Below are 20,860 nucleotides of genomic sequence, written 5' to 3'. Positions count from 1 at the left end.
ATTACACACTGACTTTATTCAACGTATTACCCATAAAAATTTGGACAATATAGGCAACTTCATCATCTGAAATCTTAATATTATACATTTTTTCAACAATAATCAGGGCCGTTTTAACTATTTCCATCTGTAAATGATTCTCAGCTGAAAATTCTTGGACATTCTTAAACGGTTTAATTGATTGATTTTTCAATCTTGAATCTACTAGAAATGCTAGATGCATCATGATCCCTACGATAATCTCTGGATCAAGAACAATCTGTAAATCTGATTAAATTTTAATAATCATGGTTTGAATAGTATGAATTAAATCTGGGACAGAATTAACTGAATTAATACTACCTTCCAATGCATTAATTGTTTCTCGCGTTAAGTCGTTATCAGACAACATCCGCTGCAAAACTTGTAAGGTTTCATCATTAAAGATATCTAAAGCAGAAAAGAATGGCACTCTTTGGTAAGAAACCTCGACGGTACCAACAATTGCCTTCACATCATAATCGCGCATTAATGTATTAATGTGCTTTTTAAATGCATCTTTTTCTAAATATTGCATCCGAATTACTTTAACTTCGTCTTCGTTTACAATTGGCATAATACGATCATATAATCTTGCGGCGACACCTTCGCCGGTAAAACAAGCTACGATAACTGCTTTTTTCCTAGGATGCATATGGAAAAACTGCTCTTTTACAGACGATTCAAAAATATGTTGTGCATTTGCGTAAATATCTTCTAGTTCACGACCGGCAATCGCAATTCTTAATGATTCAAGCACAACTAACGTACTCGTCATTGAAACAGCTCGAATATTAATCCCTGTTTCTTCACCTAACATTGATGCAAAACTAGTTAAAGAGCCCATGTCAGTTAAAAGTAATAACCCTTTTTTCAATTGTTCCTGACTATCCAGTACATAATCTCGTACTTGATCATAAATTTCCGAAACATTTACATCAAGTGGCATATTAATTGCTTTTCCCTTTGTTGTACCAAGTAATTCTTGTGCTGTCTGTAACATAGAAGAAGCCGTTGATGCCCCGTGCATTAGCACGATGATACCGACTTTAATTTCATTTTGTTGTTTCTTAACACTTAAATCAGAGCTCAAAAACATTGTAATAAATCCAATTTCATCTAATGGAATTTCAATATCAAATTCATGTTCAATTTTATCTGCCATTTCCAGTGCAACACGAAAGGCTTTTGGATTTTTTTGTCGTAAATTATTTAAATCAGGATGAATAATTGCGACATTTTTCCTGATTCTTTCAATAGCACTAACAAGGTGTAATCCAAATGCAAATCGTGCATTTTCATTATATTTTTGCCCTAATTTATTCTGGGCTAAGTCATAAACTTCATTGGTAACCGTCCAAATATCATCTGGTAGTAACTCTTTTCGAACGCCTTCACCCGATAATTGTTCAATGTAATCTTTAAAATAACCTTTATCATCTGAATCGATTAACGTTTTAAGATTTAGTGATTTAAAATTCTGTTTATCAGTTTCACTCACTTTTTTATCAATTGTTTCATAAACCGTTGGTTTTTGATCGTTTTTTTCTACCGTTTCGCTATTTTTAAAAGTCACAACTTTTGTATTTTTTTCATTTGTTCGTTTCGCTAAACGTTCCATTAAGACATCAATTTTTTTATATTTGGATTTACCTTCCAAACGTCCTTTTTGAACATTCAATGGTAAGTCTTTTAATCTGATATATAACGAAGCCGTTTCATGCGTTCTAAAATACAAGAAGGCCTTTGCACAAACAACTTTAATATCCCTCTGAATTTGACCAATATTTGCTTCAGGCTCGTATAACATTAATGCAAGCATCGCATCTCGCTCAACAATAATATCTTGGCTCAATCTACCGACTTCTTGTTCAAAAAAATTCATGACTATCCCATAACGTTCATCAATTGTTCGTTTTGAGATAGGCGGTAATGTAATTGCCATTGGAATACGTCGATTAAATGTGCTCAAAAAATTTTCTGACGTTTCAGTCGTTGCCCCAATAATCTGTACACTCGCTTCTTTAGTAATTGAAGACTCTCCTAAAGGCCGATAAAACCCCTTATCAATAAAGGTAAAGAGCATTTCTTGTCCCTCAGGAGGTAATCGATGAATTTCATCTAAGAATAAAATACCACCGTTAGCTTTATCCATTAATCCTTTTTTATCTTGATCAGCACCTGTGTAGGCCCCTTTTTTAACACCAAATATATGCGCAAAAAGTAACTGTGGATTATTCGCATAATCCGCACAATTAAACCGGATAAAAGGCGCATCAGCCTTCACCATTTCTGATTCTAATGCAAACTGATACATACATTCAGCAAACAAAGATTTACCCGTTCCCGTTTCACCAAAAATAATTGTGTGTAGTCCTCTTGGTGGATATAAAATGGCTGCTTCGGCTTGTTGGATCATAACCTTTAATGAATCATTAGACCCGATTAACTTTTTGAAACTCATCTCTTTAACACTTTTATCATTAATTTCTTTTTGACGTGTTTCTTTTTCTTCAAGTGATGCCCACTGATAGAGAACAGGGCGCCCATCACTTTTTGTAACGTCACCATTTTTATATAAATCATTCAAATAACGACTCACATTTGCGCGATTGCAATTAAGCTCGTCTGCAATCTGTGTCGCATCCATCGCTATTTCCTTATTTTTTAAAAGATTATAAATATCATTTTTTCGATCTCCCAAGTTATCACTACTCCCTTACACGCTAAAAGAAAACGCTTACCACTAGTATACCGCAATCTTTTTTACATTTACACACTAATATTTGCTGGCTTACTTTTCTCCTTTTACACAGAAAATCATAACCTAAATAAAAAATCTTACTTTTCAGTAAGATTTTTTATTTACTCTGTAAATATTTTTTTAATTCTACAACACGACTAGCAAGTTCTTTTCCCATATCAGTTTCAGCAATTGTTTGTCTTTTAACTTCACTATCAATAATTCGTTTCACTGAAATAATATCTGTCCCATTTTCAATTGAATCCCACTTAGACGTAAAGGGTTGGTGAGCAACTAATTGTAAGCCATATGAATTAGAGAGCAGCGTATATCCACCAATTCCAGTAGTTGATTGGTAAGCTTTTGAGAAACCACCATCAATCACAATCATCTTTTTATTGGCCATAACCGGCTTGTGCCCACGCTTAACTGGTGTATGCCCATTAATTATTTTACCGTTATCTGGATTAAGCCCGAATTCTTCTAATATATGACGACAAAATGCTTCATCATGTCGTAATTTGTAATACGCATTTGGTATCTCAACTTGAACTTCTTCATCATTAATAAAGTAACGTTCAAAAGTTTTCATCGCATGTTTCCCAAATAAAGGCGATTTGGGTCCTTGCCATAAATACCAAAGTAAATCAGTTTCAAGGTCAGTAGATTTTTTAGGTTTAGCATAGCTTTTACGTAAATTATCTTCAAAAAAAGCTAATAATTCTGGTCCTGCATATGCTTTCCCTTTTAGCTCAAAGCCCTCCAATTTACCTTCTTGTGTAACTGGAATACAGCCGTGAACTAACAAGTTCCCATTATATCGTTTAAACATACTACCACGTGCCATCATAAAATCTAGATGTTCTCGTAATTTAGTCGCATGGATAAATGATTCTACTAATTTATCCATTATTTCTGACTCATCATCTGTTAATTTATACGGATCTGCCCAATCAACTGTTTGAAAACAAGTATCTTGTAGTGAATAATGTTTCCCATCGATTTCTATTTTTGACCCTTTGTTCCAAATCTTTTCTAAAATCGCACGATTTGCCATATCAAAATCAGGACGTCTTTTAATAATCTGTCCTTCTAATTTAAATTGAATAATAGCGATTGCCTGGTGTATTTTGGTCATTAAAAGTCGTTCGTCTTCTTTGATTTTTTCTTGTGCTGAATTAACTTTCGGTGAAAATGCTGGATTATCTTGATACGTTTTATCGGCAAATGTTGCTAAATGGCGTAAATTAATCCCATATGCATCTTCAACAATAGCTAAATTATTATATCTAGCACAAATTCGCAATAAATTAGCGATACATAAAGGCGAGCCAGCAGCACCACCTAACCATAAAATATCATGATTTCCCCATTGAATGTCAACTGAATGATAATCAAGAAGTGTCTTCATAATTTTATCTGGCGCAGGACCACGATCAAAAATATCCCCAATTACGTGTAAATGGTCAACGATTAACCTTTGAATCGTATACGCTGTAGCCGTTAAAAATGCTTCTGCTTGATTTAATTTAATTAAATTTTCTATTATACGATTATAATAATCTTTTTGATCAAGTTCATTGGAATTACTATATAATAATTCCTCTGTTATATACATAAAATCAGGTGATAGTGCCTTTCGTACCTTCGAACGGGAATATTTTGTTGCTGTCTTTTGTAACAACTCTATCATTCTGGCAATGGTATCTAAATACCACTGCTCCAATTCAGGTTGTGAAGTGAATTGTTGTTTTTTAGCAATTAGTTTTTCTTCTGGATAATAAATTAAGATTGCAAAGTCCTGTATACTCTCTTCAGTCAAACGGCCTTCAAAAATTTCTTGAATTTTTTGTTTAACATTTCCTGAACCATTTCTTAAAACATGTTGAAATGCGTTATATTCACCGTGAACATCACTAACAAAATGCTCCGTTCCTTTGGGTAGATTAAGAATGGCCTCTAAATTAATAATTTCAGTGACAATACTTTGTTTAGTCGGAAATCTTTTTTCCAATAACGTTAAATAATAGGGATTCATTTAAATGGCCTCCTTCATTTTATGATGCGCTTACAGTCACTATACCATGCCGGTTTGCCAATACCAATTACAACTTATTAAATGAGTCATATTATTATATATAAGCTTTTTTATAAACCAGCTACCTATACCAAAAAAGCAGACCAAAAGTTTTGGCCTGCTTCATTTATTCTTATTTAGTTTGAACAATTGCCGAAACTTCATTGGCTTTAACTGTCTCATTCAAATGATCAAACGTTATATTAGACACTTTATCCATATTCGTTAAAACGACCATCATCGTTGTTTCCTTACCAGCAGCTTTAATTGCGTTTAAATCAACTCGCGCAACTAAGTCACCTGGTTTAAGAGTTTCGCCTTCAGAAATAGTCACTTCAAAAGGTTTACCTTCTAATTGAACGGTATCAATTCCCATGTGTAATAGGACTTCTAATCCCGTTTCAGTCGTGATACTAATTGCATGTTTCGTTGGAAAGATACTTGCTACTTTACCAGCAACCGGTGTATAAATTTCGCCATTAGCTGGTTCGACTGCATAACCATCACCCAACATTTTTTCAGCAAAGGTAGCATCTTTAACATCCGAAATAGACATTAATTCGCCCTCTGCAACCGTATAAAACGTTTCACTACCAATAACCGTTGAATCATTATGATTAGCTGTAGCGCTTGATTTATCCGTCTCAGCCTGTAACTTTTCATTACTTAATGAAATAGAATCAGCCTTTGACTCATATAACTTACCAAGCTCGTCAGCAACAAATTGAACTTCAGTTCCAATAACGACTTGAATATTTGTTTTATCGATAACTTTAAACCCAGCAGCACCTGATGCTTTAAGTGCATCTTCATTAATATGGCTTGTATCTTTAACTTGTAGACGAAGACGGGTTGTACAATTATCAACGACTGTTAAATTATCTTTACCACCAATAGCAGCGTAAACAATTTGAGCTTGTCGTGCATATTTGTCATCCCCTAATTCAGGCGATAGTTGAATATCTTCAGTAATTGGTTCGCGACCTGGTGTCATTAAGTTAAATTTCTTAATGGCAAAATTGAATAGTGTGTAATAAATAATTGCCATCACAACACCTTGTACCAACAGCATTAGTGGCATATTAGCCATTGGTACACGTATACTCAAGACGTAATCAACTAAGCCCGCACTAAATGTAAATCCAGCTGTCCAGTGCATAAATGCGGCAAAAGCTAAAGATAACCCGGTTAATGCCGCATGAATGACGTATAAAGGCCATGCAACGAACATAAATGAAAATTCTAAAGGTTCACTCACGCCTGTGAAAAATGATGCAAATGCACCAGCTAGCATCAATGAGCCAACTTCTTTTTTACGTTCAGGTAAAGCATTTCGATAAATGGCATACGCACCAGCTGGTAGCCCAAACATCATGATTGGGAAAAATCCTGCCATGTACATACCTGTAGTTCCTTTAATTCCTGTATTACTCCAAAAGTTCCCGATATCATTAATTTTAGCAACGTCGAACCAAAATACTGAATTCAACGCTTGATGTAATCCGGTTGGAATTAAAAGCCGGTTGAAGAATCCGTATAAACCAGCTCCAACCCATCCAAGTCCAACCATAAACTTACCAAATGCAACTAACCAAGCATAAACAACTGGCCATGCAAATAATAAAGCTAAGGTAACAAAAATCATTACCAATGCTGACATAATGGGTACTAATCGTTTCCCACTAAAGAATGAAATAGCCATTGGTAACTTCACACTATGGAAACGATTATACATTGCTGCCGCAATTAATCCGGCAATAATCCCAATAAACACATTACTACTGATAGAACTAAATGCAGGATCAACATCTGTTACTTTTACTCCTAATAAAGCCGCAACCGAAGTCGGTTCCAACATTTTAACTGGAATTTCAAATGCAACAACACCAGCTAACGCAGCTGCGCCATCCTTGTTAGTCGACATTCCTAAAGCTAAACCAGCAGCAAATAATAATGCTAGATTACCTAGAATTGCGTTTCCGCCGGCCTGCATAAATGCCGCCGCAAACCAATCTTGTGGCAACCAAGTTCCAATTCCAACCAGTAATGCTGCTGCCGGTAGTACTGCGATAGGCAACATTAACGAACGTCCCATTCTCTGTAAATAACTTTTCATTTTTTATCCCCTTTTTTTCTTATAAAAACTATCATACAGGTTAGACCAAAAAAATTCAAATCAAATACAAATCAAGTGAAAAACGTGTATACAAGGCTTTAGAAAATAAATTAAACATCTATACCAATTTTATTTTTTAGACAAAAAAAAAGTTGCTTAATTATATTAAGCAACCAACTTTTTAGAAAACAAGCGTCCCCACACTAAATTTTCTCTTCGATATTCTGTGTCCTAATCAATAAACTCTTTGAATCATTTATTTACAAGACTTATTATGCCATGTAATTCCCCATAAAAAATATTAATATTTGAGGGTTAACTCGCAAATTTTGACATTTACAGCTTATTTACTGATATGACGGTCTTTTGTCCTTCTCGTAAGGGCAACTTCATTTAAAGTATTTAACGCTTTATTGTATTCAGGATTAAAATAAAAATCCATTGATGATAATTTAGCCATCGTCATTTGCATATTAATAGCTACTGACATGATATTAATCATATCTAAAATATCATGTTTCGAATAAATTTGTGCACCAACAATGACTTCAGTATCTTTCCTGTACACAACTTTTATAAGTATTTTGGAACCATTTTTAACGTAATCATATTGAATCTTATTTTCAATTGTATTGGATAGAACATCCAATCCGATATATGGTGCGTTTTCTTCAGTGACACCTGTCGTTGCTAAATAATGACCGAATAAGTTCATCCCCGCTGTTCCTTGCGTCGTTTCAACTTTAACAGGACTAAATAGACCCGTACAGTTATACGCCGCCACAATTGCACCTTTAATAGCGTTATTAACAAGAGGTTGATACTCTCGACGTTGGCTGACAGTTTGTTTAAATCCGGCATTATCACCTGCTGCATAGATGTCTTTATCACTTGTCTGCATGTAATCATTGATTTTAATGGTATTATTTTGATTAAGTTCAACAGCGTCTCTCAAAAAATCATTGTTAGGTTTTAATCCAACCGAAAAAACGACTAAATCACAGGCGATTTCTTGGTCAGTTGTCGAAACGCTAACTATTTTGTTATTCTCATCCACATTAATAGCATGAACATCATTTTTTAATACAATCTTTATCCCTTTTTCTCTTAAATCATCAATTATCCGATTACCAATTTCTTGATCTACGTACCGTGTCAAAACACCTCCCATAGCTTCAACTACTGTAACATCAACTTTTTCGCCTTTACGTCCCTCATAAATTGAGCTAGCTAATGCAAGCCCCACTAATCCTGCACCAACAATTAAAATACGCCTATTAGTTGGGCACAACTGTTCCATAGCCTTTTTTGATTCTTCTAAATTTTTATAAAAAACAACATTTTCATTATCTATCCCTTTAATATGTGGTTTAACAACCTTAGACCCATTAGCTAAAATTAATTTGTCATAGTTGCTGTAACTGTATTGTTTATCTGCATTAACAAAGTATAAACGTTTATCCTCCGTACTAACGTGCAACACTTCAGTACCAAGCATCAATTTAATACCTTCAGACTCTAACGCAGCAGGTGTCGCATAACTCGCTTCTTCTAAGTTATCAATAACCCCATCAAATAACAAATTAATTCCAGATGAGATATAGCTAACGCTATCTTTCATTTCCATAATAATTACTTCGGCATTTGGATCTGATTTTGAAATTGTTCTAGCGGCAGCTATCCCTGCGTGCGTTCCGCCGATAATGACATACTTCATTATTTTTCCTCCAAGCTTTGCGTGTTAATTTTTCTAACCTTATCAATTTCTAAAATTTCATTTACGACATCAGTAATAACTTGATCTGAACTAACACCAATTTCTGACATCACATATAATGGTGAATTAAATTGATCTTGGTTAACACCCATCCTATTTGTCACAATTAAATCATATTCTTTACCTTCTTGATAAATTTCTACTTGAGCGTTTAAAACGCTGCTTAAAACACGTTCCATAATGATTACGGTTAGTTTTTCCATAATTGGATCACGATTAATTAATAAGCCAATTTTTAAAACGTCATCAAACTCGAAGTTTAAAATATTCAAGATATATAAATACTGATTTTGTAGATAATATAAATCATCTGGCGAATTTAAGCCATCGAACTGTGTAACAGATTGATACGCCGTCAATAATTTTTGAATGATCTGCGAAAAGTCTTCTCGTTCTAATGATTTACGATTAAATTCCATAATTGTTCGATTATAACTAAAACTTTCACCTTTAAATATGGCTAATTTGCTGTATGAATTAAATAAATTATAAGAAATTTTTGAATCCCGTTTGAAGTAAGTATATTTCTCAATATCACTCCAAAAAAGACTAATTGCACTATTGATGGGTGTTTTTTTATCAATATCGTCATCTTTAATTTGAACATATAATTCAGAATCGTTTTTAATTAAATCAAATCCAATTAAAAAGTAATAGAACCCAACAGCATCTTCTTCAGAAAAGGAAAGTGAATATTTTTTTAAAAATCTAAAAAGACTTAATTTAACTTTACTGTATGCGAGATTATTTTTGATTAATTCACGAGAAATAGGCGTTAATGTCTGAACATGTTGCTCTTTATATGAATTAATTCGAATATAAATTTTAAGCCATAGAAAAACTCTAAGTTTCTCGTCGTCTTTCCATCCTAAGTCATATTGTTCATCTAAAACATTAACGTAATCGTTAATCGTCTCATTTCTAGATAAGAGTTCTTCGCGATCAGTGAATGGAACCACCCTAATGAAAAAAAGGTAATAAAAATAATTCAGTTGAATTTTAGTCCCAACTAATCGTCGATTTTTAATTTTTAGATCAAATCCTGCTAACGTTTCATTTAATTCTTTAATTCACCTTGTTATTGACGACCCACTGATATGTAATTCGTTCTCAAGATCAATTAAATTCAATGTTTCATTCGCATACAAATACATTATTATTTTGTATTTATACGATTCTCTTAAAAAATCAGTACTAATATTCGATAAATTTGTCGTACCATCTACTTCAAATTCAACGTTATTAGCGCTCACTTCAAAATGAACATGACCTGAAGCGGTAGCTTCCTCAAGCGTTATTTCAATATTTTTTAGGTACATTCGTAAAGAATTACCAGATATTTGGAGTAATTCCATTAATTTTTTCTTACTTAAATAACCACCATGTGTTTGTAATAGTTCTAGTATTTGGTTAAAAGTTCTTTCCTGCCCATCTAAAAAATCTTCCATATACATAAAAAAATCCCCAGCTTCACTTGACCACTTACCCAATACGATTAAAAAGGCCAATTTAATTTAATTCTATTAATATGTTACCGCGAAAAGTGATAAATTGGTATTAATAATTTTATTTTTAATTTTATTTAATTTACCCCTTGCATTTTCGGTATATACTTGTTATATTAAATGAGTAACCTAATCAATAAAACTTATTCAGTACCTCCCCCAAGGACTGAATACCAAAATCAATCCCCCAATTGATTTTGACTGTTTTACCCTTTTCGACACTGTAACTTATGTTACGATGTCGTTTTTTTTTGCCTAAAAATAAGTATTTACTCTTTCAAAACCTAACTTTATCAATGCTTATACGCTAAATATACCTAACTTCTTTATTCTCTTTTATTTAACATAATTTCGTCACACTTTCTTCATAATTACTTGTTATTATATAAACATACCTTAATTAAATAACTTTTAACTTTAATTTGTTCTCCCAAACAAATTAAAATGATAATTAATTTCTTCCCGAATATTAATTATCCCTACTCCTTTTAATCCATTACCTCTCCCAGGTAGTGGATTTTTTTTATTGGCCTTGCATAATTTCAATGATTGCTTGATAGTCTGAACCTGGCGTCACTATATGAACACCATTAAAAAGGTTTGATAACGATTCAATTAAATTTTGCGAAGCTGCAATACCGACCTTACGTTCATCATTTTGCAACGCCGCTTGTTTCAATTCTGCCATAAACTTATTTGGTAGTTCAATACCCTGAACGTTATCTTGAATAAATTGAGCACGCTCAAATGAAAGTATCGGCATTACACTGATAAAAATAGGTATAGCCACTTCATTAATGGTGATCCAATCTTTTAATCGCTGAACATTTGTCATATCAAATACCGGTTGCGTGATAATATAATCTACTCCTGAATGAATTTTTCGATTAATATCTTCAAATTCAAAATCTAAATTTATCGCATTAATATTAAATGCCCCACCAACTTTAAATTGTGATTTACTATTTAATTCACGATTAGATGGCGATATTCCTTGATTCATTTTTTTAATTGTTGTAATTAATTGTTGCGATGTTAAATCATAGACATTTGTGGCACCTTGTATTTTTGTAGGATTCCCTTTAATAATCATTAAATTATTTAAACCAACAGCACTTAATCCCATTAATTTAGATTCTAATCCGACTAAGTTGTAATCCCGTGTTGTTAAATGTAGGATTACTGGAATCTGTTTTTCACTAAGTTTATATCCCAATAATATATTTGAAACGCGGGGCATCCCTAAAGGATTATCCGTAATTGATAATGCGTCAATATCTAATTTCATTAGTGCGCTAGCACCTTTAAAAAAATTATCCAGATTAAGCGTGCTTGGCGTATTCCACTCAACTAAAACCGTTTTGGTCATTTTCACTTTCTCTATAAAATTCAAAATACCTTCCTCCAAATCAAATTTCATATCACCTTACAATGTTAATTGTAAACTAACAAAACTGTCACATGCCTATGTTTTAATAAATAAAGCCGTATACTATAAATATACACACAAGATACTTTGTGTGTAACTTAATTCTACTATAAAAAAATACGATTATATTTTAGTTTAATTTTTCATCTAGATCTAACCTACTCCCCCCAGAGTCTCGAATAGATTAGTATTTTCTCACCACTACTTTTAAAAGTAGTGGTGTTTTTTTTACATTTATAGTTTTTCTTTTTAACGTCATATTTTCTTCACATTTACTTGTTAGAATAACTTCATACCTTAATTAATAACTTTTAATTTTAATTTATTTCCCCGAATAAATTAAATAAGATGATCAACTTTCCCCGAAGTTAATCACCCTTACCCTTTTCCGACATTGCCTCCCCTTGTAATGTCGGTTTTTTATTTGCGTTCTATTTCTAGTAGTTGCTTTTTCATATTAATCCCACCGCGATAACCCCCTAAGCTGCCATCTTTTCTTAAAATACGATGACAAGGTATTACAATTAATATAGGATTACGACCAACTGCACTAGCAACAGCGCGAATTGCTTTAGGATAATCAACTTCTAAAGCTAACTCAGAATACGTTCTCGTTTCACCGTATGGAATAAGTTGAAGTTGTCCCCAAATTTCTTTTTGCAGCATCGTCCCACTCAAATTAAAATCAACGGGGATCGTAAATTTTTGAATTTCATGGTCAAAATAGGCTTGTAGTTCTTCAATTATACTTTTAAAAATCTTGTCATTCTCTTCGAATTTAGTTCTTGGATAAAATATTTCAATTTCACTTCTTAACCCATTAGGCGACCCAACAAAACTCAATCCTTTATCAGTCATCCCTAGCCAAAAATAATCCGTGCCATTAAACCAATTCATTAAGTACATGTCAAAATCTCCTATTCAATCCCAGACAAATTTGCGCCATGAACTTCTGCGATATTATATACGATGATAAATGCATTTGGATCAATCGTATGCACCTTATTTAACATTTGTTGATAATTTTGATTTTCAACAATAATCATCAACATTTCTTTGCTTTCACCTGAATAACCACCTTTAGCATCAAAGATTGTTAGACCTCTATCTATAGTTGTATTAATATCTTCTTTTAATTTTTTTAATCCCTCTTCTGTACTCATCACATATAAAACTTTTTTACGGTCCAATCCCGTTTCAATATAATTCATAATTAAATACGTGATTATTAAAGAAAAAATCGCTAAAATAAATGCTTCAGAACCCGAGACAAATATATTGAAAAAACACACAATACCATCAATTATTAATAGACTGGTTGCAGGTTTAATATTGAAATATTTTTTGATTATTAGTGGTGGAACCGTTGTTCCACCACTGGATGCATCAATTCGATAGAGAATTGATATTCCCACCGCAAAAACTGCGCCACCGACAATAACAGCTAATAATCTATCCTCGACAATATTTATTTGAGGCGTAATCGCTAAAAATAACGGTAATACAAAACTACCAATCATAATTTTTTTAGTCGTTGAACGCTCTAACATAAAATAAGCCAAGATCAATAGCGCCATGTTAATGCTCAATAATACAATCGAAACGTTCCAATTAAAAGCTGTTTCTAAAAGGATTGCAATACCAGTTGCACCACCAACCGCAACTTCTTGTGGTGCGTAGAAAAAATTAATACTTATTGCAATCATTTCTAACCCAATTAACATTAATAAAAATTGAATAACTTGTGGTTTCATCCTATTTATCATAAAGGCCCTCTTTCTGTTCTAAATTTGTAACCCCTTACTATTTAGCATACCGAATTTTATATCATAAAACAAATTTTCGATTTATGGCACAAAAAAAGCATCTCTAAACAGAGATGCTTTTACTACTTTATTCGAAACTTTCAGTTGTCATTGAAGCTTTGTATAAATCAATAACATCATTTACTGACATATCAACATAAACAGCACTATCTAATTTTCCAACTCTAACAGCTGATTCAGCCATTACTTTAAAGTTTGTTTCTTCATTGATGTCAACACCGGGTAACGTTGTTGGTACACCTAACGATTTAACCCAGTCATAAACTGATTGAATAGCTTTATCAGCAACGACTTGGTCATCATCATCTTGAATATGCCAAACATTGCGACCAAATTTAGCAAACTTAGAAACCGTATCCGCAGATAAAACGAATTTCATCCAACGAGGTGTTATAATACCTAGCCCAACACCATGAGTAATATCGTAGTACGCTGATAACTCATGTTCAATAGAATGGGATGTCCAGCCATCTTGATAACCTAATCGCATAATACCATTTAATGCCATTGTTGATGACCACATTAAATTAGCACGAGCATCATAGTTATCAGGTTCCGCAACTGCAATTGGTGCCCATTTAATAACTGTTCGCATGATACCTTCAATCATACCGTCAGAAACATCATTATTTTTTTCTTTATCAAAGTATTGCTCTGTCAAATGAGAGAAAATATCAATTGAACCAGCAGCAGTCTGCCATTTTGAAACACTCATTGTTAATGCTGGATCCAAGAATGAAACAGCTGGTGTTTTGGGACCAAAACTACCTATTTTTTCATTTGTTTCTGGATTTGAGATAACTGATCCAGCATTCATTTCAGTACCAGTAGCTGCTAACGTTAAAATATCGACAAAAGGTAATTGATCAATTTTGAAACGTTTTGAGGGGTCTAATGATAAATCCCAAGGATCTCCTTCATAAAATGCTGCTGAAGCAATCATTTTTGAAGCATCAACAACAGAACCACCACCGACAGCTAAAATAACATCAATTTTATTTTCTTTAGCTAACTTTTGACCTTCACGAACTGAACCCACTTTAGGGTTTGGTTCGATTCCTGCTAATTCAACAACATTTAAATCACTCAAAATTTTCTTTACTTTGTCATATAAACCTGAACGTTTAATTGATCCACCACCATATGTTAATAATACATTGGGACCAAATTGTGCAACCGCATCATGTAATTCTGTTTCGATACGATCTGAACCAAATCGAATATCAGTTGTATTTTTAAATTGAAAATCTTTCATAAATATAATCTCCTTTGTATTTTGAAGTTATAGTCAAAGTTATTTCAAATGAACAACTACATTATAACCCCTTTAGGCGATGTCATTCCAATACAAGCCTTTACTAAAAGAAGATTCACCATTTTACTGGTGAATCTTCTATAAATATAAACGATTATTGTGTGACTCTTTTAGCTTCATCTTTTGCATGAATCATGCTTAAAATTTTTCTTGAAATTGGTCCAACAATAATTAGTTGTAACGGTACCGCAACAATAATATTGTGTCCAACAGTAGAAAGATAAGCAGACCAGAAATGAGCAGGCATACCACCTTCAATAAGTAACCCATAAAGTGACATAAAAGCGACCATTCCACAAATCATCATTCCTGAGATTGCGAGAATCATTTGCCACATTTTATCATGATTAAGAGGTAACTTATCAGCAATTGCCATCGCAATTTTACCGACAACTAAAACATCTAAGATAAAAGCAACAATAAAACCAGGAATGAATCCAAGTAATAACGTCACAAGACCTAGTTTTCCGACTAATAATAAATTGTATGCACTCATAACGAAAACCATCATCGAGCACATTAATGTTGTAAAAATAATTCCTTCTTTTGCATTTGTTGGCATATATCATTCTCCTTAATAACTTTAATAAAATATAATGTTACACAAAATAACTCACTGTCATAAGTCTTTTTTTTGAATATTAAAGCATTCTCATTGTAAGCGATTAAATCGATTGATTGTGCTACCAATTACATTACGTTATACTATATCCATAACGATTAAGGGGAGATTTCTATGTTAATTGCACTTATATTATCTTGGATTGTTGCACTTGAACACTTATTTATTATGATTCTTGAACTATTTTTCTCAACTAGTTCAATCGCTCAAAAAGCCTTTGAATTAAGACCAGAATTTTTAAATCAGAAAGAATCAAAAGTATTAATGGCTAATCAAGGGCTATACAATGGTTTTATTAGTATCGGTCTAATGATTGTACTTTTCATTCTAACTGGTGCTGCGCTTAAATCAATGTTGTTGCTTTTTACAGGATTTGTTTTTATTGCTGCTGTTTTTGGTAGTTTAACATCTGCAAAAAAAATAATTTTAGTACAAGGATTACCTGCATTACTGGCCTTTATCGCAATTACTTTAGCTTTATAGACTAACTAAAATAACGTTAATCATTAAGATTAACGTTATTTTTTTACGCTATTTAATTTTTAACGCTTCAAGTTGAACCTCAATATCAGCTAATTTAACATCAGCCTCTAAAAGAGATGCAGCAGTATAAGCACTTTCGATTAAAGCTGTATCGTACAGATGAACTTTTTTATCTGTGAATTCCATGACCATATTTAAATTCATCTTAGCACTTCCTAAATCATAAAAAGCTAACAACTCATCGGCACTATTTTCGTCAAAAGCTGCTTGGATTTTATCAAATGATGTACCAACTCCGTTATCATCAGTCCCACCAGCTGTTGTGATTGAGACACTTGCTGCAACTTGATCTAATAGTCGCTTGATACCTTCTGCAATTTCAGGAACATGCGATACAATTACAACCCCATATGTCATACTAGCACCCCCGTTTCCAGTAATGCCTCAAATAAATAGCCACTCGACATAGCTCCTGGATCAACATGACCGACAGAACGTTCTCCGAGATATGATGCACGTCCCTTTGTTGCAACAAGCTCTTTGGTTGCTTCAACATCTGCTTGTATTTTTTCAACTGTTATTTGCTTCATTTTAATATCCCCTAAAACTGGATTCCAAACATCAATCATGGTTTTAGCTCCAACATCTGAATCACCGCGTCTTTTAATACCATCTAGTCCCGCAGCTATTAATTTAGCTGGATCATTTGTTTCTTTACTTAATTTAGACATTTCAATAAAAGCCGTTCCATAAAGTGGCCCAGAAGCACCACCAACAGATTTAATAAAGGCCATTGCGACACTTTTAAATAAGTCTGATAAGGATTCAAATTTTTGATTTTTTAATAAATCTTGAATTGTTTCGGCACCACGAGCCATATTATTTCCGTGGTCTCCATCACCAATTGGTGTATCTAGCTCACTCAAATAAGCTTTATTTTCACTTATTTTCTCTGAAAAAATCTGGAACCATTCTGTTGTATTTTCAATTGTTAGCATTTTATTATCTCCTCTTACCAAGCGATTGTATCTACCGTATAATTTAAATAAGAAAGCCATTTATCATCTTCAATTTTAAATAATGTCAAAGAAATTCCAGCCATATCTAATGATGTCATATAATTACCGACCTTTGTAAATGCGACATCGACTTTTTTATTATTTAATTGATCAAGCGTATCGTTCATAAAAATATATTGTTCCATTAACGGTGTTGCTCCTAATCCGTTAACTAAAACGGCATATTTATCATCAGATTTCATATCAAATGCAACTTTTAGTTTACTTAGTAACTCTTCAACCAATTCCTTAGAAGGTTTTAATTTTTCACGACGATATCCGGGTTCACCATGAATTCCTACGCCATATTCAACTTCATCATCTGCAAGTTCAAATCCTGGTTTACCAACTTCTGGGACGGTCGCACCACTCAATGCAATCGCAATTGTTTTAATATTTGGCATCACTTTTTTAGCAAGTTCATCTATTTCATCTAATGTAGCTCCTTGATCTGCAGCAGCACCCAATATTTTATGCATGAACACTGTTCCCGCAACACCACGTTTTCCTTGTGTATATAGACTATCTTCAACTGCAATATCATCATCTACAACAATTGATTTCACTTTAATTTCATCTATTTCAGCAAATTCTTTGGCCATATCAAAATTCATGACATCGCCGGAGTAATTTTTCACAATACAGAAAACACCTTTACCGTGATTAGCAGCTTTGATTGCTTCATAAATTTGGTCTGGCGTGGGTGAAGTAAAAACTTGTCCAGCAACTGCACCTGACAACATACCGGGACCTACAAAACCAGCATGGGCAGGTTCATGTCCACTTCCACCACCACTAATGAGTCCAACTTTATCTTCCATCGATGCCACATCACTTCTAACCATAGCTTCCGTACTATCAATTTTACGTAGGTATTGTGGATAAGCCTTAACTAACCCATTAACCATTTCACTTACAATATTTTTTGGATCATTAATTATTTTTTTCATAGTATCCCCTTTTCTGTCTGTTTTAGGTACTTCTCCATTATATTGCAAACGTTTACAAATAACCAATTAAACTAGCTTTTATTAATAATTCCATGACCATTCAATTCTCAAGACACAAAAAAAGAGTTTCCAAAATCATAACGATTTTGAAAACTCTTTTTGAAAGAACTAAATAATAAATTATTTAGCTGCGCTTGTACCGAACCATTCAATACGATCTTCAACAAGATCAGTGATTGCTTTTGTACCTGGTGCAAATAATTTACGAGGGTCATAACCTTTACCTTGTTGGTCTTTACCTTCTTCAATATATTTACGAGTAGCAGCAGCGAATACTAATTGACATTCAGTATTAACGTTGATTTTTGAAACACCCATTTTAATAGCTTTTTGGATTTGGTCTTTAGGAATACCTGAACCACCATGTAATACAAGTGGTTGTTCGATTACAGCAGCTAATTCAGCTAAGCGATCGAAGTTTAAACCAGTCCAGTTAGCTGGGTATTGGCCATGAATATTACCAATTCCACAAGCTAAGTAGTCGATTCCTGTTGCAGCAAGTTCTTTAGCTTCGTTAACGTCAGCTAATTCACCAGCTCCGACAATTCCATCTTCTTCTCCACCAATTGAACCAACTTCTGCTTCAACTGAGATACCTTTAGCATGTGCTAAAGCAACGATTTCTTTTGTTTTTTCTAAGTTTTCTGCAAATGGTAAATCATGACCATCAAACATAACTGAGTTGTAACCAACTTCGATACATTCTTTAGCAGCTTCAAAATCACCATGATCTAAATGCATAACAACGGGAACAGTGATACCCATTGATTTAATAGTGTCTTGAACAAGGTGTAAAGCTAATTCATATCCACCCATATATTTTGCAGCACCCATTGATGTTTGGATTAAAACTGGAACACCTTTTTCTTGGGCTGCAGCAAGAATACCGCGAGTCCATTCTAAGTTGTTTGTGTTAAAAGCACCAACAGCGTAATGACCTTCACGAGCAGCGTTAAACATACTTGTACCATTTACTAATGACATTTGAAGTCCTCCTAGATAAATTACAATACGTCTGTATTGCATTTTTTAATACAGGTACATTTTAGCACATTTAATCATCAGATAAAACTTTCATTTTTTAAATAAAACTAATTATCAATAATTTTAATATAAAGGCAACCGTTCATCATTGATTTAACAGACTTACACACTAACATCTTCAAATTTAAATTCATTGATATTAATTAAACCCATATCAGTTATTTTCAATTCCGGTATCACCGCTAACGACATAAAGCTTAATGTCATCACAGGATCCACCGTATCATTAATGCCGAGCTCTCTATAAGCAACTTTATTAAATAGTTCAAGCTGTTCTGATATCCATTCTCCAGATTGGTCACTCATCAATCCGCCAATTGGCAATGGAATTGATATTAAAACTTTGTTATCTTTTGTCAGGACCATCCCACCTTGAATATCTTTCAAAGTCTCAATTGCCAACGCCATATCTTGATCATTAGTTCCTGTTGTAATTAAATTATGTGAATCATGTGCAATAGAAATAGCAATTGCCCCATGTTTAATACCGTAATCTTTCAAGACACCCGTGAAAATATTTCCCGTTTCATGGTGCCGTTCAATAACTGAAATTTTAGAAACTGGAATACTTGAATCGTAGATAAAATTACCTAGTTCATCACGACTAACATTAATTTCTCTATCTATTGTAATTGCTTCGTTAGGAATTACTTCAATTGCATGAACTCTATTACTTGTTAGAGGCAGAACTAATTTTTCTTGACTAAAGTTAGCTAAATGGACTGACGATTGGACACTATCAATTGTATAGCTTTTAGTTTCTAGTAAATATTTTCCCTCTTCAGCAACTTTTTCACCAGCAATATAGACACTTGAAATTAGCATATCCGTTAAATCACTAATAATTGTTAAGTCTGCTCTAAGTCCAGGTGCAATAGCACCTCTATCTTTAAGCTCACAACACTCAGCGGTATTAAGTGTCGCCATTTGAATGGCAACTAAAGGATCTATACCTTCTTCGATACAAATTTTCAAACTATTATCTAAATGACCCTTTTCAATAATTGTTTTCGCTTGGACATCATCTCCACATAGAATGGCCCTTCTAGAATTAGTGGTTGTGACACCTTTTAATAGTGTTCTTAAATTATGCGTGACAGATCCTTCACGTAGGAAGACGTACATACCACGGCTTAATCGATTTTGCATTTCTTCAAGGGTTGAGCATTCATGATCATTTTGAATTCCTGCGGCAATATAGGCATTTAAATCTTTGTCATAAACTTGAGGACTATGCCCATCAATTCGTTTATTTAAATTTTTTGCGACCAGTAATTTATCTAAAATATCACTCTCAGCATTAATCACACCAGGGAAATCCATAAATTCAGCTAAGCCACTTGTCTCATTATTCGTGAGTGGTTTAATCATGTCTTTGGCCGAAATAACCGCTCCAGAATTTTCCATTTTTGTTGCTGGAACGCATGAAGGCAGCATGTATTGGATATTAAGGGCTGTTTCTTTAGCTGCATTAATCATATAGTCGAGTCCAACTAGGCCCGCTACATTCACAATTTCATGTGGATCTGCCATGACCGTTGTTGTCCCATGCGGCGTTATTAAACGGCCAAACTCTTCTGGTCCAACGTAGGCAGATTCTATATGAATATGTGGATCAATAAATCCTGGTGAAATATATTGACCATGAACATCAACCGTCTTATCCCCATCATATTGGCCACCGATTCCAGCAATAAGGCCATCAACAATTGCGACATCCCCAGTCATTACCTGTGCATTATAAACATCAATAATTTTGCCATTAGTTAAGACTAAATCAGCAGGAATTCGGCCAGCAGCAACATCAATTAACTTCTTTAAATTTTCTTTTTCCATC

The 20,860-nt window shown here is 33.6% G+C and carries 15 protein-coding genes and 2 pseudogenes; 1 reads left to right on the top strand and 16 read right to left on the bottom strand.

Annotation, left to right across the window (positions count from 1 at the left end; translation table 11 throughout):
• Position 1 precedes the first annotated feature (1 nt).
• The 11 genes and pseudogenes from AC1RO3_RS00970 to AC1RO3_RS00920 all read right to left on the bottom strand — a co-directional run bounded on the left by AC1RO3_RS00970 (position 2) and on the right by AC1RO3_RS00920 (position 15,368).
• A pseudogene (locus AC1RO3_RS00970) lies at positions 2 to 2,722 on the bottom strand (sigma-54-dependent transcriptional regulator).
• Positions 2,723 to 2,879: 157 nt separating this feature from the next.
• On the bottom strand, positions 2,880 to 4,799 hold the full coding sequence (locus AC1RO3_RS00965) for a fructose-1,6-bisphosphatase (RefSeq protein ID WP_481760987.1): 1,920 nt from the start codon (positions 4,797 to 4,799) through the stop codon (positions 2,880 to 2,882).
• A gap of 172 nt (positions 4,800 to 4,971) precedes the next feature.
• Positions 4,972 to 6,954: an N-acetylglucosamine-specific PTS transporter subunit IIBC gene (nagE, locus tag AC1RO3_RS00960; protein WP_481760988.1), complete on the bottom strand. Its 1,983-nt coding sequence runs from the start codon at positions 6,952 to 6,954 to the stop codon at positions 4,972 to 4,974.
• A 343-nt stretch (positions 6,955 to 7,297) separates the two neighbouring features.
• Positions 7,298 to 8,671 (bottom strand): FAD-dependent oxidoreductase, encoded by a 1,374-nt coding sequence (locus AC1RO3_RS00955; RefSeq protein WP_481760989.1) that lies wholly within the window; start codon positions 8,669 to 8,671, stop codon positions 7,298 to 7,300.
• Entirely contained in the window at positions 8,671 to 9,690 is a 1,020-nt protein-coding gene (locus AC1RO3_RS00950) for a hypothetical protein (protein ID WP_481761150.1), read from the bottom strand. Before AC1RO3_RS00950 ends, AC1RO3_RS00955 begins: the two co-directional genes overlap by 1 nt.
• An 18-nt stretch (positions 9,691 to 9,708) precedes the next feature.
• Positions 9,709 to 10,050, bottom strand: a pseudogene (locus tag AC1RO3_RS00945) (helix-turn-helix domain-containing protein); the annotation flags it as partial.
• 709 nt (positions 10,051 to 10,759) lie between these two features.
• Positions 10,760 to 11,629, bottom strand: a complete 870-nt coding sequence (locus AC1RO3_RS00940; protein ID WP_481762168.1) for a methylenetetrahydrofolate reductase — start codon at positions 11,627 to 11,629, stop codon at positions 10,760 to 10,762.
• Positions 11,630 to 12,085: 456 nt separating this feature from the next.
• Positions 12,086 to 12,571 carry a methylated-DNA--[protein]-cysteine S-methyltransferase gene (locus AC1RO3_RS00935; RefSeq protein ID WP_481760991.1) on the bottom strand — a complete coding sequence of 162 codons (486 nt, stop codon included), beginning with the start codon at positions 12,569 to 12,571 and terminating at the stop codon, positions 12,086 to 12,088.
• Positions 12,572 to 12,582: 11 nt separating this feature from the next.
• Positions 12,583 to 13,431 (bottom strand): YitT family protein, encoded by an 849-nt coding sequence (locus AC1RO3_RS00930; RefSeq protein ID WP_481760992.1) that lies wholly within the window; start codon positions 13,429 to 13,431, stop codon positions 12,583 to 12,585.
• A 127-nt stretch (positions 13,432 to 13,558) separates the two neighbouring features.
• A complete protein-coding gene (locus tag AC1RO3_RS00925; protein WP_481760993.1) occupies positions 13,559 to 14,746 on the bottom strand; it encodes an iron-containing alcohol dehydrogenase in 1,188 nt (395 codons plus the stop codon).
• A gap of 154 nt (positions 14,747 to 14,900) precedes the next feature.
• Positions 14,901 to 15,368: a DUF2798 domain-containing protein gene (locus AC1RO3_RS00920; protein WP_481760994.1), complete on the bottom strand. Its 468-nt coding sequence runs from the start codon at positions 15,366 to 15,368 to the stop codon at positions 14,901 to 14,903.
• Between the two features lie 174 nt (positions 15,369 to 15,542).
• On the opposite strand from AC1RO3_RS00920, the gene AC1RO3_RS00915 reads away from it, so the two are divergent.
• A complete protein-coding gene (locus AC1RO3_RS00915) occupies positions 15,543 to 15,911 on the top strand; it encodes a DUF1304 domain-containing protein (RefSeq protein WP_409021750.1) in 369 nt (122 codons plus the stop codon).
• A gap of 48 nt (positions 15,912 to 15,959) precedes the next feature.
• Here AC1RO3_RS00915 and dhaM read toward each other — a convergent pair whose 3' ends face one another.
• The 5 genes from dhaM to ade form a co-directional block, all read right to left on the bottom strand.
• Positions 15,960 to 16,328: a dihydroxyacetone kinase phosphoryl donor subunit DhaM gene (gene dhaM, locus AC1RO3_RS00910; RefSeq protein WP_481760995.1), complete on the bottom strand. Its 369-nt coding sequence runs from the start codon at positions 16,326 to 16,328 to the stop codon at positions 15,960 to 15,962.
• Complete coding sequence (gene dhaL, locus AC1RO3_RS00905; RefSeq protein ID WP_481760996.1) at positions 16,325 to 16,909, bottom strand: dihydroxyacetone kinase subunit DhaL; 585 nt, start codon at positions 16,907 to 16,909, stop codon at positions 16,325 to 16,327. Before dhaL ends, dhaM begins: the two co-directional genes overlap by 4 nt.
• 14 nt (positions 16,910 to 16,923) lie before the next feature.
• The gene (dhaK, locus tag AC1RO3_RS00900) at positions 16,924 to 17,919 is read right to left on the bottom strand and encodes a dihydroxyacetone kinase subunit DhaK (protein WP_481760997.1); all 996 of its coding nucleotides are present in this window, start codon (positions 17,917 to 17,919) and stop codon (positions 16,924 to 16,926) included.
• A 180-nt stretch (positions 17,920 to 18,099) separates the two neighbouring features.
• Positions 18,100 to 18,963: a class II fructose-1,6-bisphosphate aldolase gene (gene fba, locus AC1RO3_RS00895; RefSeq protein WP_481760998.1), complete on the bottom strand. Its 864-nt coding sequence runs from the start codon at positions 18,961 to 18,963 to the stop codon at positions 18,100 to 18,102.
• Between the two features lie 162 nt (positions 18,964 to 19,125).
• Complete coding sequence (gene ade / locus AC1RO3_RS00890) at positions 19,126 to 20,859, bottom strand: adenine deaminase (RefSeq protein WP_481761144.1); 1,734 nt, start codon at positions 20,857 to 20,859, stop codon at positions 19,126 to 19,128.
• Between the last annotated feature and the right edge of the window lies 1 nt (position 20,860).

This window comes from Dellaglioa sp. CoH-57-MRSF-19 (assembly GCF_056781975.1).
The sequence above is the reverse complement of the archived record's forward strand: the minus strand, read 5'-3'. Positions and strand labels throughout refer to the sequence as shown.

Bases quoted from the DNA above. Each gene is read 5' to 3' on its own strand.
- AC1RO3_RS00965 (WP_481760987.1), bottom strand. From the start codon at position 4,799: ATGAATCCCTATTATTTAACGTTATTGGAAAAAAGATTTCCGACTAAA.
- nagE (WP_481760988.1), bottom strand. From the start codon at position 6,954: ATGAAAAGTTATTTACAGAGAATGGGACGTTCGTTAATGTTGCCTATC.
- AC1RO3_RS00955 (WP_481760989.1), bottom strand. From the start codon at position 8,671: ATGAAGTATGTCATTATCGGCGGAACGCACGCAGGGATAGCTGCCGCT.
- AC1RO3_RS00935 (WP_481760991.1), bottom strand. From the start codon at position 12,571: ATGTACTTAATGAATTGGTTTAATGGCACGGATTATTTTTGGCTAGGG.
- AC1RO3_RS00930 (WP_481760992.1), bottom strand. From the start codon at position 13,431: ATGATAAATAGGATGAAACCACAAGTTATTCAATTTTTATTAATGTTA.
- AC1RO3_RS00925 (WP_481760993.1), bottom strand. From the start codon at position 14,746: ATGAAAGATTTTCAATTTAAAAATACAACTGATATTCGATTTGGTTCA.
- AC1RO3_RS00920 (WP_481760994.1), bottom strand. From the start codon at position 15,368: ATGCCAACAAATGCAAAAGAAGGAATTATTTTTACAACATTAATGTGC.
- AC1RO3_RS00915 (WP_409021750.1), top strand. From the start codon at position 15,543: ATGTTAATTGCACTTATATTATCTTGGATTGTTGCACTTGAACACTTA.
- dhaM (WP_481760995.1), bottom strand. From the start codon at position 16,328: ATGACATATGGGGTTGTAATTGTATCGCATGTTCCTGAAATTGCAGAA.
- dhaL (WP_481760996.1), bottom strand. From the start codon at position 16,909: ATGCTAACAATTGAAAATACAACAGAATGGTTCCAGATTTTTTCAGAG.
- dhaK (WP_481760997.1), bottom strand. From the start codon at position 17,919: ATGAAAAAAATAATTAATGATCCAAAAAATATTGTAAGTGAAATGGTT.
- fba (WP_481760998.1), bottom strand. From the start codon at position 18,963: ATGTCATTAGTAAATGGTACAAGTATGTTTAACGCTGCTCGTGAAGGT.
- ade (WP_481761144.1), bottom strand. From the start codon at position 20,859: ATGGAAAAAGAAAATTTAAAGAAGTTAATTGATGTTGCTGCTGGCCGA.